Below are 18,639 nucleotides of genomic sequence, written 5' to 3' on the forward strand. Positions count from 1 at the left end.
CCGTCTTGCATCAACTGCACGTCGTCGCCAATGGTCACGCCAAGCTGAGAAACTATCGAATCATCGCCATCACTATCAACCGCATACACAGGCAGATTAAAGCTTAAATCGTTGTTGCCACGAGCATCTTGATGATCCAGAGCTTCGATTAAGGTAAATGTGTATTCGCCTAAGGTTCCAGAGTTAAAGTCCAACGTAAATACTGTTGTCTCCACATTAGACGAACTGGTAGTAAAGCCAATGTACTTACCCGAGCCTTGAGGTTCTTCACGCAGTTCGACCGCTAAGCCATTCGATTTAAGTGCATCGTTAGTATTGAACTCGGTTGGTTCCAAACGGAAGCGAACCACATCATCACTTTGGTTGGTGAAAGTAATCGTCTGTGTTGAGCTGACCGCGCCAGCATTTGGTGCAGAACCATCAGCTAGGTTTGTTTCTGAGAGCGTGACACTTGGCACTGCATCGATGGTTGGAATATCACCATCGGTAATGGTTAGCGTAACGGTTGAAGTCACAGGATCGTTATCAAAATCACTTGAAGTAACGACAATCGACTTCACGATGTCTTCGCTGACAGAGTGGTCAAGGTCACGATTAGGTTCAAAGCGCACTTGGCCTTGAAGAGTGATGAATAACTCACCTTCTGTGAAACTAAACTGCTGCTCGCCTACGATGCTTTGATCCAGTGTTTTGACAATGCCGCCAAATGAGAATTCAGTGATCGTCGCACCATCGGCACTCTGATTTGGCATCACATCAATGGTGTTGGTTGTGATTGTTCCGTCTGCAAGATTTGGCTCAGTGATATCTAACGTACCGTCTTGCATGATTTGGACATCATCACCAATGGTCACATTGAGTTGAGACACCAGTGAATCATCGCCATCACTGTCGACAGCATAAACAGGCAGATCAAAACTCAAATCGTTCTTATCTAGGCCATCTACATGGTCTAACGCTTCAAGTAAGGTAAAGGTGTACTCACCTAGCGTGGTTGCCGAGAAACTAATGGTAAACACTGGAACTTCAGCGTTCGAACCATTGGTAATAAAACCTATGTAAGTGCCTGGATTAGCAGAGTCTTCTTTTATCTCAACCGCAAACCCATTCGATTTCAGTGCACCGCCCACATTGAACTCTGTTGGCTCAATACGGAAACTCGCCACATCATCACTTTGATTGGTGAAGGTAATCGTCTCTGTTTGACTTACAGCACTGCCGCTTGGCGCTGAGCCGTCACTAAGATTAGTTTCAGACAGAGTAACGCTTGGCACTGCATCAATGGTTGGGATATCACCATCAGTAATAGTCAGAGTGACCGTTGACGTCAGTACATCGTTATCTAAATCGCTTGAAGTCACCACAATCGACTTCACGATGTCTTCGCTCGCTGTGTGGTTTAGATTGCGATTTGGCTCGAAACGCACTTCACCTTGCAAGGTGATGAACAGTGAACCCTCAGCAAAGACGAATTTTTGTTCACCCGTATCGTTTTGATCGAGCGTTATTGCCGCTCCGTTATCGTAGATAAACTGAGTGATTGTCGCGCCATCGGCACTTTGACTAGGCATCACATCAACAGTGGCTGTCGTCGGAGTACCCGCAGCCAAATCAGCAACCGTAGGCTCAATAATATTAAGCGCTTGGTTTTGCATGACCTGTACATCATCACCAATGGTCACATTCAGTTGAGACACCAGTGAATCATCACCATCGCTATCAACGGCATAAACAGGAAGATCAAAACTCAGATCATTCTTCGCTAAGCCATCTACATGGTCTAGAGCTTCAAGTAAGGTGAAAGTGTATTGGCCTAAATTGGTATCCGAGAAGCTAATCGTAAACACGTTAGTTTCAACGTTCGAACCATCAGTCACAAAACCGATGTAGCCACCCGGTGTAGTTGGGTCAGCTTTCAGTTCGACCGCCAATCCGTTCGATTTCAGAGCACCACCAACATTAAAATCAGTCGGTTCAATACGGAAACTCGTCACGTCATCACTTTGGTTAGTAAAGGTAATGGTTTGAGTTGAACTTACCGCACTTGCATTCGGAGCAGATCCGTCGTTCAGATTCGTTTCTGACAGAGTAACGCTTGGCACCGTGTCAATCGTTGGGATATCGCCATCAGTAATGGTTAGCGTTACCGTTGAAGACACAAGATCGCTATCGGAATCACTTGAAGTTACGACTATCGACTTCACGATATCGCCACCAGTATGGTCAAGGTTACGACTTGGTTCGAAACGAATATCGCCTTGCAGAGTGATATACAATGACCCGTCAGCAACCACGAACTTCTGCTCACCTGTATCGTTTTGATCAAGCGTTAATACCGCCCCACCATCATAAGTGAACTGAGTAATGGTCGCCCCATCAGCACTCGCGGATGTTAATACATCAAATACTGATGTTGTTGGCGTGCCTGCAGCCAAGTCGGCAACAGTAGGCTCTTCGATACTAAGCGAACCACTCACCATCACTTGAACATCATCAGTAATCGTCACCGATAGTGATGACATTAACGAATCGTCACCGTCGGTATCCACTGCGTAAACTGGCAAGTCAAATATTAGGTCGTTATTGCCTTGAACAGGCGTGTGGTCAATCGCTTCCAGAAGCGTGAAGGTGTACTCACCCAAAGTGGTACTGCTGAAATCGAGTGTAAACACAGTGGTTTCGACATTCGAAATATCGGTCGTGAAACCAATATAATTGCCTGATCCTGTTGGTTCCTCTCGAATCTCAATGATCAAGCCATCGGACTTGAGCGCGTTGTTAGTATTAAACTCACTTGGTTCTAAACGGAATTTCTCAACATCGTCACTTTGATTAGTGAAAGTGATGGTTTCCGTTTGACTAACCGCGCTGCCACTTGGCGATGAGCCATCAGTTAAATCAGCTTCTTCAAGTACAACGCTCGGTACCGAATCGATAGTCGGATTGTCACCATCAGTAATGGTCAGCGTAATGGCTGAAGTCACCGGATCGTTATCGAAGTCGCTTGAAGTCACTGCTATCGACTTCACGATGTCTTCGCTAACGGAATGGTCTAGATCGCGATTAGGTTCAAAGCGCACTTCACCTTCAAGGGTGATAAACAACTCGCCTTCTGTGAAGCTGAACTGCTGTTCACCAGTGTCATTTTGATCAAGCGTTCTTAGCTGACCGTCATAAGTAAACTGAGTGATCGTCGCACCATCAGCACTTTGGTTTGGCATCACATCAATGGTGTTGGTTGTGATTGTGCCGTCTGCAAGATTTGGCTCGATAATATCTAACGTACCATCTTGCATGATTTGAACATCATCACCGATGGTCACATTCAGCTGAGACACCAGTGAATCGTCGCCGTCCGTATCAACCGCATAAACAGGCAGATCAAAACTCAGATCGTTATTATCTAGGCCATCTGCATGGTCTAGTGCTTCAAGTAAGGTAAAGGTGTATTCACCTAAGGTGCTCGTAGAGAAGGCAATAGTGAATACAGGAACTTCAGTGCTCGAACCGTTGGTAATAAAGCCTATGTAAGTTCCCGGATTAGCCGAATCTTCTTTTATCTCAACGGCAAAGCCATTCGATTTCAGTGCACCGCCCACATTGAACTCTGTTGGCTCAATACGGAAACTCGCTACATCATCACTTTGGTTGGTGAAAGTAATTATCTCGGTTTGACTGACTGCACTGCCGCTTGGAGCTGACCCATCCGTAAGATTGGTTTCAGACAAAGTAACGCTTGGCACTGCATCAATGGTCGGAATATCACCATCGGTAATCGTCAGCGTCACTGTGGAAGTCAGTACGTCATTATCTGAATCGCTTGAGGTCACCACTATCGACTTCACGATATCTTCGCTAGCTGTGTGGTCTAGATTTCGGTTTGGTTCGAAGCGTACTTCACCTTCAAGAGTGATGAACAACTCGCCTTCAGTGAAGCTAAATTGCTGCTCACCATTGTCAGTTTGATCCAGAGTGCGAACTTGACCGTCATACGTAAACTGGGTGATAGTCGCGCCATCGGCACTCTGATTTGGCATCACATCAATGGTGCTAGTTGTGATTGTTCCATCAGCCAGATTTGGCTCGATAATATCTAACGTACCATCTTGCATGATTTGAACATCATCACCGATGGTCACATTAAGCTGAGACACCAGTGAATCGTCGCCATCCGTATCAACCGCATAAACGGGTAGATCAAAGCTCAGGTCGTTATTCGCAAGACCATCCACATGGTCTAGCGCTTCAAGTAAGGTAAAGGTGTATTCACCCAACGTACTCGTAGAGAAGGCAAGCGTGAATACAGGAACTTCAGTGTTCGAGCCATCAGTGATAAAGCCGATGTAAGTACCCGGATTAGCAGAATCTTCTTTTATCTCGACCGCAAATCCATTCGATTTTAATGCACCACCCACATTGAATTCGGTTGGCTCAATACGGAAACTGGTCACATCATCACTTTGATTGGTGAAGGTAATCGTCTCAGTTTGACTAACTGCAGTGCCACTTGGCGCAGAGCCGTCACTAAGATTGATTTCAGACAGAGTAACGCTTGGCACTGCATCAATGGTTGGGTTATCACCATCCGTAATGGTCAGCGTCACTGTGGAGGTCAGTGCATCGTTATCTGAATCGCTTGAAGTCACCACAATCGACCTAACGATGTCTTCGCTAACCGTGTGGTCTAAATTGCGGTTTGGTTCGAAGCGAACTTCACCTTCAAGAGTGATGAACAACTCACCTTCTGTGAAGCTAAATTGCTGCTCACTATTGTCAGTTTGATCCAGAGTTCGAACTTGCCCGTCATAAGTAAACTGAGTGATCGTCGCGCCATCGGCACTTTGCTCTGGCATCACATCGATAGTATTCGTTGTGATTGTGCCGTCTGCAAGATTTGGCTCAGTGATATCTAAGGTACCATCCTGCATGATTTGGACATCATCACCGATGGTTACATTTAGCTGAGACACCAGTGAATCATCGCCATCACTGTCTACCGCATAAACAGGCAGTTCAAAACTGAGGTCGTTGTTGCCACGAGCATCTTGATGATCCAGAGCTTCGATTAAGGTAAATGTGTATTCGCCTAAGGTTCCAGAGTTAAAGTCCAACGTAAATACTGTTGTCTCCACATTAGACGAACTGGTAGTAAAGCCAATGTACTTACCCGAGCCTTGAGGTTCTTCACGCAGTTCGACCGCTAAGCCATTCGATTTAAGTGCATCGTTAGTATTGAACTCGGTTGGTTCCAAACGGAAGCGAACCACATCATCACTTTGGTTGGTGAAAGTAATCGTCTGTGTTGAGCTGACCGCGCCAGCATTTGGTGCAGAGCCATCACTCAGATTCGTTTCAGAAAGAGTAACGCTCGGAATAACCTCAATCGTAGGGTTATCACCATCAGTAATGGTTAGTGTTACGGAAGAAGTCAGCGAGTCGTTATCGAAGTCGCTTGAGGTCACGACAATCGACTTCACGATATCTTCACTAACGGAATGGTCTAGATCGCGATTTGGCTCAAAGCGCACTTCACCTTCAAGGGTGATAAACAATTCACCTTCCGTGAAACTGAATTGCTGCTCACCATTGTCATTCTGATCAAGTGTTCGTAACTGACCATCATAAGTGAACTGAGTGATCGTCGCGCCATCGGCACTCTGATTTGGCATCACATCAATGGTGTTGGTTGTGATTGTGCCGTCGGCAAGGTTTGGCTCGGTGATATCTAACGTACCGTTTTGCATGATTTGAACATCATCACCAATGGTCACATTAAGCTGAGACACCAATGAATCATCGCCATCCGTATCAACCGCATAAACGGGTAGATCAAAGCTCAGGTCGTTATTATCTAAGCCGTCCACATGGTCTAACGCTTCAAGTAAGGTAAAGGTGTATTCACCTAAGGTGCTCGTAGAGAAGGCAATAGTGAATACAGGAACTTCAGTGCTCGAACCGTTGGTAATAAAGCCTATGTAAGTTCCCGGATTGGCCGAATCTTCTTTTATCTCAACCGCAAAACCGTTCGATTTCAGTGCACCGCCCACATTAAACTCGGTTGGCTCAATACGGAAACTCGCCACATCGTCGCTTTGATTGGTGAAGGTAATCGTCTCAGTTTGACTGACTGCACTGCCACTTGGTAAAGAACCATCTGAAAGGTTGGTTTCAGATAAGGTAACGTTTGGCACCGCATCAATGGTTGGGATATCACCATCTGTAATAGTCAGAGTAACAGTTGAAGTCAGTACGTCATTGTCTAAATCGCTTGAGGTCACCACAATCGACCTAACGATGTCTTCGCTAGCCGTGTGGTCTAGATTGCGGTTTGGCTCGAAGCGAACTTCACCTTCAAGAGTGATAAATAACTCACCTTCAGTGAAGCTAAATTGCTGCTCACCATTGTCAGTTTGATCCAGAGTGCGAACTTGACCGTCATAAGTAAATTGAGTGATCGTCGCGCCATCGGCACTTTGCTCTGGCATCACATCGATAGTATTCGTTGTGATTGTGCCGTCTGCAAGATTTGGCTCAGTGATATCTAAGGTACCATCCTGCATGATTTGGACATCATCACCGATGGTTACGTTAAGCTGAGACGCCAACGAATCATCGCCATCGCTATCAACAGCGTAAACGGGTAGATCAAAGCTCAGATCATTATTTGCAAGGCCATCTACATGGTCTAACGCTTCAAGTAAGGTGAAGGTGTATTGACCTAAATTGGTATCCGAGAAGCTAATCGTGAACACGTTAGTTTCTACGTTCGAGCCATCCGTAACATAACCGATGTAGCCGCTCGGTGTGGTTGGGTCGGCTTTCAGTTCGACTGCCAGGCCGTTTGATGTGAGAGCGCCACCAACATTGAACTCAGTCGGTTCAATACGGAAACTTGTTACATCATCACTTTGATTAGTAAAGGTAATGGTTTGAGTTGAACTAACCGCGCTGCCACTTGGCGCAGAGCCGTCACTCAGATTTGTTTCCGACAAGTTCACAGTTGGAACATTATCAATGGTTGGGATATCACCATCGGTAATGGTCAAAGTGACGGTTGAGGTCAACACATCGTTATCGGAATCGCTAGACGTCACCACGATTGATTTCACGATGTCTTCGCTGAGTGTGTGGTCTAAATTACGATTAGGCTCAAAGCGCACTTCACCTTGAAGCGTGATGAATAGTTCACCTTCCGTGAAGCTGAACTGTTGCTCGCCATTATCATTTTGGTCAAGCGTTCGAAGCTGGCCATCATAAGTGAATTGCGTCACACTCGCCCCATCAGCACTCGCGGATGTTAATACATCAAATACTGATGTTGTTGGCGTGCCTGCAGCCAAGTCGGCAACAGTAGGCTCTTCGATACTAAGCGAACCACTCACCATCACTTGAACATCATCAGTAATCGTCACCGATAGTGATGACATTAACGAATCGTCACCGTCGGTATCCACTGCGTAAACTGGCAAGTTAAATGTTAGGTCGTTATTGCCTTGAATTGGTGTGTGGTCAATCGCTTCCAGAAGCGTGAAGGTGTACTCACCCAAAGTTGTACTGTTGAAATCGAGTGTAAACACAGTGGTTTCGACATTCGAAATATCGGTCGTGAAACCAATGTAATCGCCTGAACCTGTTGGTTCTTCTCGAATCTCAATGATCAAACCATCGGACTTGAGCGCATTGTTAGTATTAAATTCACTTGGTTCTAAACGGAATTTCTCAACATCGTCACTTTGATTAGTGAACGTGATGATTTGAGTAGAGCTCACCGCGCTGCCACTCGGGGCAGAGCCATCACTCAGATCCGTTTCAGAAAGTACAACGCCCGGTACCGCATCAATAGTCGGAATATCACCATCGGTTATCGTCAACGTTACGGTTGAAGTCAGAGAGTCGTTATCAAAATCACTTGAAGTCACCACAATCGACTTCACGATATCTTCGCTAACTGAATGATCTAGGTCGCGGTTTGGCTCAAAGCGCACTTCACCTTCAAGGGTGATAAACAGATCGCCTTCCGTGAAGCTGAATTGCTGCTCGCCATTGTCATTTTGATCAAGCGTTCGTAGCTGACCATCATAAGTGAACTGAGTGATCGTCGCGCCATCGGCACTTTGATTTGGCATCACATCAATGGTGTTGGTCGTCACCTTACCATCAGCTAGATTTGGCTCAGTGATATCTAACGTACCGTCTTGCATGATTTGGACATCATCACCAATGGTCACATTCAGCTGAGACACCAATGAATCGTCGCCGTCTGTATCCACAGCATAAACAGGCAGATCGAAGCTCAGATCGTTGTTATCTAAACCATCCACATGGTCTAGCGCTTCAAGTAGTGTGAAGGTGTATTCGCCTAACGTAGTACCGGAGAAGCTTAAGCTGAAGACAGGAACGTCCGTTCCAGCATCATCAATAAAGCCGACATAAACGCCAGAGTCTGCAGGGTCTTCTTTAAGCTCAACCGCAATGTTGTTCGACGTTAACGCACCACCTACATTGAACTCGGTCGGTTCGATTCGGAACTTCTCAACATCGTCACTTTGGTGAGTAAACGAGATAGTCTCAGTTTGACTCACCGCACTGCCGCTTGGTGTCGAGCCATCAGAAAGTTGTGTTTCTGATAGCGTCACGCTTGGTACGGACTCGATGGTTGGAATATCGCCATCAGTAATGGTCAGTACAACCGTTGCCGTTTCAACATCCACATCGCCATCGCTGGATGTCACCACAATCGACTTCACAATGTCTTCGCTAACCGTGTGGTCTAGATTGCGGTTTGGTTCAAAACGCACATCACCTTCAATAGTGATAAACAACTCACCTTCTGCGAAGCTAAATTGCTGCTCACCATTGTCAGTTTGATCCAATGTTCGAACTTGACCGTCATACGTAAATTGAGTGATCGTCGCACCATCAGCACTTTGCTCTGGCATCACATCGATAGTATTGGTTGTGATTGTGCCGTCTGCAAGATTTGGCTCCGTGATATCTAACGTACTATCCTGCATGATTTGGACATCATCACCGATGGTTACACTCAATTGAGAAACCAATGAATCATCGCCATCACTGTCGACGGCGTAGACTGGCAGATCAATGCTCAGATCGTTATTTGCAAGGCCATCCGCATGGTCTAATGCTTCAAGTAAAGTGAAAGTGTATTGACCTAAATTGGTATCCGAGAAGCTAATCGTGAACACGTTAGTTTCAACATTCGAGCCACCTGTAACAAAGCCGATGTAGCCGCCCGGAGTGGTTGGATCGGCTTTCAGCTCAACCGCCAATCCATGTGATGTGAGAGCACCGCCAACATTGAACTCAGTCGGTTCAATACGGAAGCTGGTTACATCATCACTTTGAGTGGTGTAAGTGATGGTTTGAGTTGAGCTAACCGCGCTGCCACTTGGTGAAGAGCCGTCACTCAAACTTGTTTCTGACAAGCTCACTGTTGGCACATTATCAATGGTTGGGATATCACCATCGGTAATGGTCAGCGTAACTGTGGAAGTCAGCACATCGTTATCGGAATCGCTAGACGTCACCACAATCGATTTCACGATGTCTTCGCTCAGCGTATGATCTAGATTACGATTAGGCTCAAAGCGCACTTCACCTTCAAGCGTGATGAACAACTCACCTTCTGTGAAACTAAATTGCTGCTCACCATTGTCATTTTGGTCAAGTGTTCGAAGCTGGCCATCATAAGTGAATTGCGTCACCGTTGCGCCATCGGCACTTTGATTTGGCATCACATCAATGGTGTTGGTTGTTGCAGTGCCAGCGGCCAAATCTGCGACGGTTGGCTCGACGATATCTAACGCACCGTCTTGCATGATTTGAACATCATCGCCGATGGTCACACCGAGTGGAGACATCAGCGAATCATCGCCATCACTGTCTACCGCATAAATAGGCAGGTCAAAGCTGAGGTCGTTATTGCCACGGGCATCTTGGTGGTCCAAGGCTTCAAGTAAAGTGAAGGTATATTCACCTAATGTGGTGCTAGAGAAACTCAGCGTAAATACCGTGGTTTCTACATTCGTCGCACTGGTCGTAAAACCAATGTAGTCACCCGAGCCTGCCGGTTCTTCACGTAGCTCAACGGCTAAACCATTCGATTTAAGATCGTCGTTAGTATTGAACTCCGTTGGCTCAATACGGAAACGAACCACATCATCACTTTGATTGGTAAAAGTAATGGTTTGAGTCGAGCTTACCGTGCTGCCACTTGGAGCAGAGCCATCACTCAGATTAGTTTCAGAAAGCGTAACACTTGGAATAACATCAATCGTAGGGTTATCACCATCCGTAATCGTCAGCGTTACGGTAGAAGTCAGAGAGTCGTTATCGAAATCACTTGAAGTGACCACAATCGACTTCACGATGTCTTCGCTAACTGAATGATCTAGGTCGCGGGTTGGCTCAAAGCGCACTTCACCTTCAAGGGTGATAAACAACTCGCCTTCTGTGAAGCTGAACTGCTGTTCGCCAGTGTCATTTTGGTCAAGCGTTCGTAGCTGACCATCATAAGTAAACTGAGTGATTGTCGCGCCATCAGCACTCTGATTTGGCATCACATCAATGGTGTTAGTTGTGATTGTGCCATCAGCCAGATTTGGCTCGATGATATCTAACGTACCGTCTTGCATGATTTGAACATCATCACCGATGGTCACATTCAGCTGAGACACCAGTGAATCGTCGCCATCCGTATCAACTGCATAAACGGGTAGATCAAAGCTCAGGTCGTTATTTGCCAAGCCATCTACATGGTCTAACGCTTCAAGTAAGGTAAAGGTGTATTCACCTAACGTAGTAGCAGAGAAACTAATGGTGAACACTGGGATTTCAGAGCCGGAACCGTTGGTAATAAAACCGATGTAAGTCCCCGGATTAAAAGAACCTTCTTTTATCTCAACCGCAAAACCGTTCGATTTCAGTGCACCGCCCACATTAAACTCGGTTGACTCAATACGGAAACTCGCCACATCATCACTTTGATTGGTGAAGGTAATCGTCTCAGTCTGACTGACTGCACTACCGCTTGGTGCTGAACCATCATTAAGGTTGGTTTCAGACAGAGTCACACTTGGCACGGCATCAATGGTTGGGATATCACCATCGGTAATCGTCAGCGTCACTGTGGAAGTCAATACGTCATTGTCTGAATCACTTGAAGTCACCACTATCGACTTCACGATGTCTTCATTAGCCGTGTGGTCTAGATTACGATTGGGTTCAAAGCGAACTTCACCTTCAAGAGTGATGAACAACTCACCTTCTGTGAAGCTAAATTGCTGCTCACCATTGTCAGTTTGATCCAGAGTGCGAACTTGACCGTCATAAGTGAACTGGGTAATCGTCGCACCGTCAGCACTTTGCTCGGGCATCACATCGATGGTATTGGTTGTGATTGTGCCATCTGCAAGATTTGGCTCAGTGATATCTAAAGTACCATCCTGCATGATTTGGACATCATCACCGATGGTTACGTTAAGCTGAGACGCCAACGAATCATCGCCATCGCTATCAACGGCGTAAACGGGTAGATCAAAGCTCAGATCATTATTTGCCAAGCCATCAACATGGTCTAACGCTTCAAGTAAGGTGAAGGTGTACTGGCCTAGCGTACTCGTAGAGAAGGCAATGGTGAACATTGGCACTTCAGTGCCCGAACCGTTGTTAATAAAGCCGATGTAAGTACCTGGGTTAGCAGAATCTTCTTTTATCTCGACCGAAAATCCATTTGATGTCAAAGCGCCACCAACATTGAACTCCGTTGGTTCAATACGGAAGCTTGTCACATCATCACTTTGATTAGTAAAGGTAATGGTTTGAGTTGAGCTAACCGCGCTGCCACTTGGTGCTGAGCCATCACTCAGATTTGTTTCTGACAAGCTCACTGTTGGAACATTATCAATGGTTGGGATATCACCATCGGTAATGGTCAACGTGACGGTTGAGGTCAGCACATCGTTATCGGAGTCACTAGACGTCACCACGATCGATTTCACGATGTCTTCGTTCAGCGTGTGGTCTAGATTACGATTAGGCTCAAAGCGCACTTCACCTTGAAGCGTGATGAATAGTTCACCTTCCGTGAAGCTAAACTGCTGCTCGCCATTATCATTTGGGTTAAGCGTTCGAAGTTGGCCATCATAAGTGAATTGAGTGATCGTCGCGCCATCGGCACTTTGATTTGGCATCACATCAATGGTGTTAGTTGTCACTGTGCCAGCGGCCAAATCTGCGACGGTTGGCTCGACGATATCTAACGTACTATCTTGCATGATTTGAACATCATCGCCGATGGTCACACTTAACGGTGACATTATTGAATCATCACCATCACTGTCTACCGCATAAACAGGCAGTTCAAAACTGAGATCGTTGTTGCCTCGGGCATCTTGATGATCCAAAGCCTCAAGCAGAGTAAAAGTATATTCACCTAATGTGGTGCTAGAGAAGCTCAGCGTAAATACCGTGGTTTCTACATTCGTCGCACTGGTAGTAAAACCAATGTAGTCACCCGACCCTGCCGGGTCTTCACGTAACTCAACGGCTAAACCGTTCGATTTAAGATCATCGTTAGTATTGAATTCCGTTGGCTCAATACGGAAACGAACCACATCGTCACTTTGATTAGTGAACGTGATGATTTGAGTAGAGCTCACCGCGCTGCCACTCGGGGCAGAGCCATCACTCAGATTCGTTTCAGAAAGGGTAACGCTTGGAATGACGTCAATCGTCGGGTTATCACCATCCGTGATCGTCAGCGTTACGGTTGAAGTCACCGGATCGTTATCGAAATCACTTGAAGTGACCACAATCGACTTCACGATGTCTTCGCTTACCGAGTGGTCTAAATTACGATTTGGTTCAAAGCGCACTTCACCTTCAAGGGTGATATAAAGCTTACCTTCCGTAAAGCTAAACTGCTGCTCACCAGTGTCATTTTGATCAAGTGTTCTTAGTTGACCGTCATAGGTGAACTGAGTGATCGTCGCGCCATCAGCACTCTGATTTGGCGTCACGTCAATGGTGTTGGTTGTGATTGTTCCATCAGCCAGATTTGGCTCAGTGATATCTAACGTACCGTCTTGCATGATTTGGACATCATCACCGATGGTCACGTTTAGCTGAGACACCAATGAATCATCGCCGTCCGTATCGACCGCATAAACAGGCAGATCGAAGCTCAGATCGTTCTTATCTAAACCATCTACATGGTCTAACGCTTCAAGCAGAGTAAAGGTGTATTCACCCAATGTGCTCGTAGAGAAAGCAATCGTAAACACTGGGATTTCAGCGCCCGAACCGTTGGTAATAAAGCCAATGTAAGTACCCGGATTAGCCGAATCTTCTTTTATCTCAACGGCAAAACCATTCGATTTCAGTGCTCCACCCACATTGAATTCAGTCGGTTCAATACGGAAACTCGCCACATCATCGCTTTGATTGGTGAAGGTAATCGTCTCAGTTTGACTGACTGCACTGCCGCTTGGCGCAGAGCCATCAGCAAGATTTATTTCAGACAGACTAACGTTTGGCATTACATCAATGGTTGGGATATCACCATCGGTAATGGTCAGCGTCACTGTGGAGGTCAGTACGTCATTGTCTGAATCGCTTGAGGTCACCACAATAGACTTCACGATGTCTTCGCTAGCCGTGTGGTCTAAGTTACGATTTGGCTCGAAGCGTACTTCACCTTCAAGCGTGATGAACAACTCACCTTCCGTGAAGCTAAATTGCTGCTCACCATTGTCAGTTTGATCCAGAGTGCGAACTTGCCCGTCATAAGTAAACTGAGTGATCGTCGCGCCATCGGCGCTTTGCTCTGGCATCACATCGATGGTGTTAGTTGAAACAGTGCCATCAGCCAAATTTGGTTCGACAATATCTAACGTACTGCTCTGCATGATTTGAACATCATCACCAATGGTTACACTCAATTGAGAAACCAATGAATCATCGCCATCACTGTCAACGGCGTAGACTGGCAGATCAAAGCTCAGATCGTTATTTGCAAGGCCATCCGCATGGTCTAATGCTTCAAGTAAAGTGAAGGTGTATTGACCTAAATTGGTATCCGAGAAGCTAATCGTGAACACGTTAGTTTCAACGTTCGAGCCATCAGTAACAAAGCCGATGTAGCCGCCCGGAGTGGTTGGATCGGCCTTCAGCTCAACCGCCAATCCGTTTGATGTAAGAGCGCCACCAACATTAAATTCAGTCGGTTCAATACGGAAGCTTGTCACATCATCACTTTGAGTGGTGTAAGTAATAGTTTGAGTTGAACTCACCGCGCTGCCGCTAGGTGCAGAGCCATCACTCAGATTAGTTTCAGACAAGTTCACAGTTGGAACATTATCAATGGTTGGGATATCACCATCGGTAATGGTCAACGTGACGGTTGAAGTCAGCACATCGTTATCCGAGTCACTAGACGTCACCACAATCGATTTCACGATGTCTTCGTTCAGTGTGTGGTCTAGATTACGATTAGGCTCAAAGCGCACATCACCTTGAAGCGTGATGAACAGTTCACCTTCTGTGAAGCTAAATTGCTGCTCGCCATTATCATTTTGGTCAAGTGTTCGAAGCTGGCCATCATAAGTGAATTGCGTCACCGTTGCGCCATCGGCACTTTGATTTGGCATCACATCAATGGTGTTAGTTGTCACTGTGCCAGCGGCCAAATCTGCGACGGTTGGCTCGACGATATCTAACGTACTATCTTGCATGATTTGAACATCATCACCGATAGTGACGTTTAACGGAGACACCAGTGAATCATCGCCATCACTATCTACCGCGTAAACAGGTAAATCAAAACTGAGGTCGTTGTTGCCACGGGCATCTTGGTGGTCCAACGCTTCGATGAGTGTGAACGTGTATTCACCTAATGATCCAGAATTAAAGCTTAATGTGAATACTGGAGTTTCTACGTTCGTCGCACTGGTCGTAAAACCAATGTAGTCACCCGACCCTGCCGGGTCTTCACGTAACTCAACAGCTAAACCGTTCGATTTAAGATCATCGTTAGTATTGAACTCCGTTGGCTCAATACGGAAACGAACCACATCATCACTTTGATTGGTAAAAGTAATAGTTTGAGTCGAGCTTACCGCGCTGCCACTTGGAGCAGAGCCATCGCTCAGGTTAATTTCAGAAAGCGTAACACTTGGAATAACATCAATCGTCGGGTTATCACCATCAGTGATCGTCAGCGTAATGGTTGAAGTCACCGGATCGTTATCGAAGTCGCTTGAAGTCACGACAATCGACTTCACGATATCTTCACTCACTGAGTGGTCTAGATCGCGATTAGGCTCAAAGCGCACTTCACCTTCAAGGGTGATAAACAGTTCGCCTTCTGTGAAGCTGAACTGCTGTTCTCCTGAAATACTTTGATCCAGTGTGTTTACGACACCGTCATAAGTGAACTGAGTGATCGTCGCGCCATCAGCACTTTGATTTGGCATTACATCAATGGTGTTGGTTGTGATTGTACCGTCAGCAAGATTTGGCTCGGTGATATCTAACGTACCGTCTTGCATGATTTGAACATCATCACCGATAGTCACATTAAGCTGAGACACCAATGAATCGTCGCCGTCCGTATCAACCGCATAAATAGGCAGATCAAAGCTCAGATCGTTCTTATCTAAACCATCTACATGGTCTAACGCTTCAAGCAGAGTAAAGGTGTATTCACCCAATGTGCTCGTAGAGAAAGCAATCGTAAACACTGGGATTTCAGCGCCCGAACCGTTGGTAATAAAGCCAATGTAAGTACCCGGATTAGCCGAATCTTCTTTTATCTCAACCGAAAATCCATTCGATTTAAGTGCACCGCCCACATTAAACTCTGTTGGTTCAATACGGAAACTTGCTACATCGTCGCTGCCTGCGGTAGAGGTAATCGTCTCGGTTGCGCTAACTGTACTTCCGCTGGGAGCAGAGCCGTCATTAAGGTTGGTTTCAGAGAGAGTCACAGGCGGGATCAAATCAATGATCGGATCTTGGCCATCGGTAATACTTAACTCAAGCGTCGAACTATCAGTATCCCCATCACCATCTTCGGCTAAAAATGAGAACTGTTTGACGATAGTTTCACTGCTTGAGTGGTCGATATCACGAGCGACTTCAAAACTGAAGTCACCGTTTAATGAGATAGTGACGACACCTTCAGTAAAACTGAAAATCTGGGTAGCATCGGGGAGCAGGCTTTGATCGAGTGAGTAATCAACACCGTCGTAGTTAAACGATTGAATTGTAGAACCATCTGCGCCTTCAAAATTGAACAGGTTATACGAAACAATAGTATCGCCCGCTAAGGTCGGCTCGGTGACTGATTCAACCTTATCAACTAACTCAACGACATCGTCTTTAACATTGACGAGGATCTCAGCAGCTTCTGGTGTGTTCGAACCTCCAGACAGTGCAGAACGGTCGCCATCTGCATCAACAGCATAAATTGGCAATGCAAAAGTTAGCAGCGCATCTTCAGCGCCTTGATGAGAAAGTTCTTCATAAAGATTAAAATCATAGTTGCCCAATGAAGGGCTATCAATTTTAACGTCAAAGACCGTAATTCTCGAACCATTGACCTCAACATAACCTTCGTAAGTTCTTACACCGTTGGTTTCATCAATCAACTCAAGTAGCACAGCCTCGCCATTTGAAACCAAGCTGCCACCAGTATTAAATTCTGTAGGTTCAAGTTCATAATGGTCAATGATGTCACTTTCAAAAATGTCCGCGGTGATACTGCCAGTGCCAGACACTGGCGCCGTGCCCTCTTGTGAGCCGCCAACAATACCCGCTTCATCAACGTCAATACTGTCAACATTAATGATAACCGGGCTATCGCCATCAGTAATGGCAATGTTGATCGTATTGGTTACAACATCTTGGTCAAAATCGGTAATCGTGATTGGCAAAGCGAACGTCAGTGAATCGGTACCCACTTGTTCTATTGGATTAGACTGCTCGAATTTATAGGTGCCATCGGTATCTAGAGAGATAGTGAGAACAACCTCACCTCGACCTTGGATGGACAGAGTAATCGTTGTTCCATCATCAGAAAGTCTCGCAAGCGTGTTTTGATTATCACTGAGCAACCCATCAAACTGGTCCAGTGCACTTGCATCAAATACGGCTGATTGAAGGTTATCACTACCAATATTTGAGAACGTCCCTTCGATTGCCGCGCTGCTAGTTTCAACGTTAGTGATATTGACACTTTCAACAGACGGATCTATCCCGTCAAACACTGAAACTTGTGCGTTAACGGGTGTTGCTAGCGGGTTCCCAGCGGTGTCTTCACCTTGAATATCAAAGGCAATATCTATTTGATCGCCAGTGTAAGAAACCTGACCACCGCCAACCGACGGTACATGATCAATCGGCTGGGAAATCGTTGTGGTTAGAGAAAGCTCAATGTTATTGCCAACACTGACGGCATCAATGTCGATACGTAATACTTCGTCGGTACCTTGAACACCAACGATAGAATTAGTCGTCGCGTCATAGGTGAAGATAACGGACTGACCACTTGAAGTAATGTCGCTGTTTAATTCACTAAGTAGTGAAGCGAGGGATAAAGTTTCTGGAATGAAAGAGTCAGGGGCGAGAGCTAAACTACCAGCAATAATCGTTTCTGTCGTTGTTACAGATTGGGGATAGGTATTGCCAGATATGGAGCCTTCAGTCAGTGTTTCACTGATTGATTGGCCACCTGATGAACGAGTGATCGATCTGAATTCTTCTCTGTCTTCATCAACAGTTTGTTCTGCTAGACCAGCGGTCTCAAAGAAAGTCGATGGATGAGTTTCAGTGTAGTTATAGTCAATCGTCACAAAGCCAGCATTTGCAGAACCTAGTCCGCCACCAGCAGCCGTTGCTTCTAAGATTTGAGTCGGATCGGCACCACCTAAAATGGCTTCTTGAATTGCAGCAAGGTCGTCTTCAGTGAAGGTTTCTGCGTCTGCTTGCTGTAAGTCAAAATTAACCTCACCAGCTATTAGGGCATCTACCCATGCAGCGTTGTCATCAACACAACCGACGCAATTCTCTGCAACCGGAATCGAATCATTCTGAACGCCTAACACAAGCTCTGACTTGTTGGCCGTAATCACGATCTCATTTTCACGGATGGTATCGCCAACTGAAACTTTTCTTGCGCTGCCGTCTGGCTTAACTACGACGACATCTCCACTCGTTGCTTCAACTACCGCAACCTGTCGCGAAACTTCAATATCCATACATCCCCCGTTGTCACAAAGCACTATTTTTAAGCGCTGTGAAAATTATTTGTAATAGCAATTTCAGGTTTTAATTGAACACATACTTAGCTCTCATCAATGGCAATCCATTGTTATACCCAATCGGCTTGAAAAGAGAGAAGTATTTCACCTGTTTTTTTATAGTTTACTTACCCTTAAGCCTAGTCTTCCCCATAAAAAATGCCATGTCTGTGCGAAGAGACATCTTTTCGCAAATCCAAGTATTCTTTCAAGGCTTAAAAACCCTAGTCAAAAGTTAGTAGGATGCTGATTAATATGCAAATGAGCGCGCAATATAAATACACATCTTCGTTTTATAAATATATACAGTAACAAAGTT

Annotated in this window: 1 protein-coding gene (only partly in view); it reads right to left on the reverse strand. The window is 45.7% G+C overall.

The features are described from left to right. Window positions 1-18,278, reverse strand: partial view of a retention module-containing protein gene (locus L3V36_RS15325; RefSeq protein WP_208775191.1) — the 5' portion only. Its footprint begins 11,983 nt before the window's first position; only the first 18,278 of its 30,261 coding nucleotides appear in the window; its start codon is at window positions 18,276-18,278; the stop codon falls past the left edge of the window. Window positions 18,279-18,639 lie beyond the last annotated feature (361 nt).

Origin of the sequence: Vibrio sp. G-C-1 (assembly GCF_021728015.1) — a bacterium.
Classification (GTDB): domain Bacteria; phylum Pseudomonadota; class Gammaproteobacteria; order Enterobacterales; family Vibrionaceae; genus Vibrio; species Vibrio splendidus.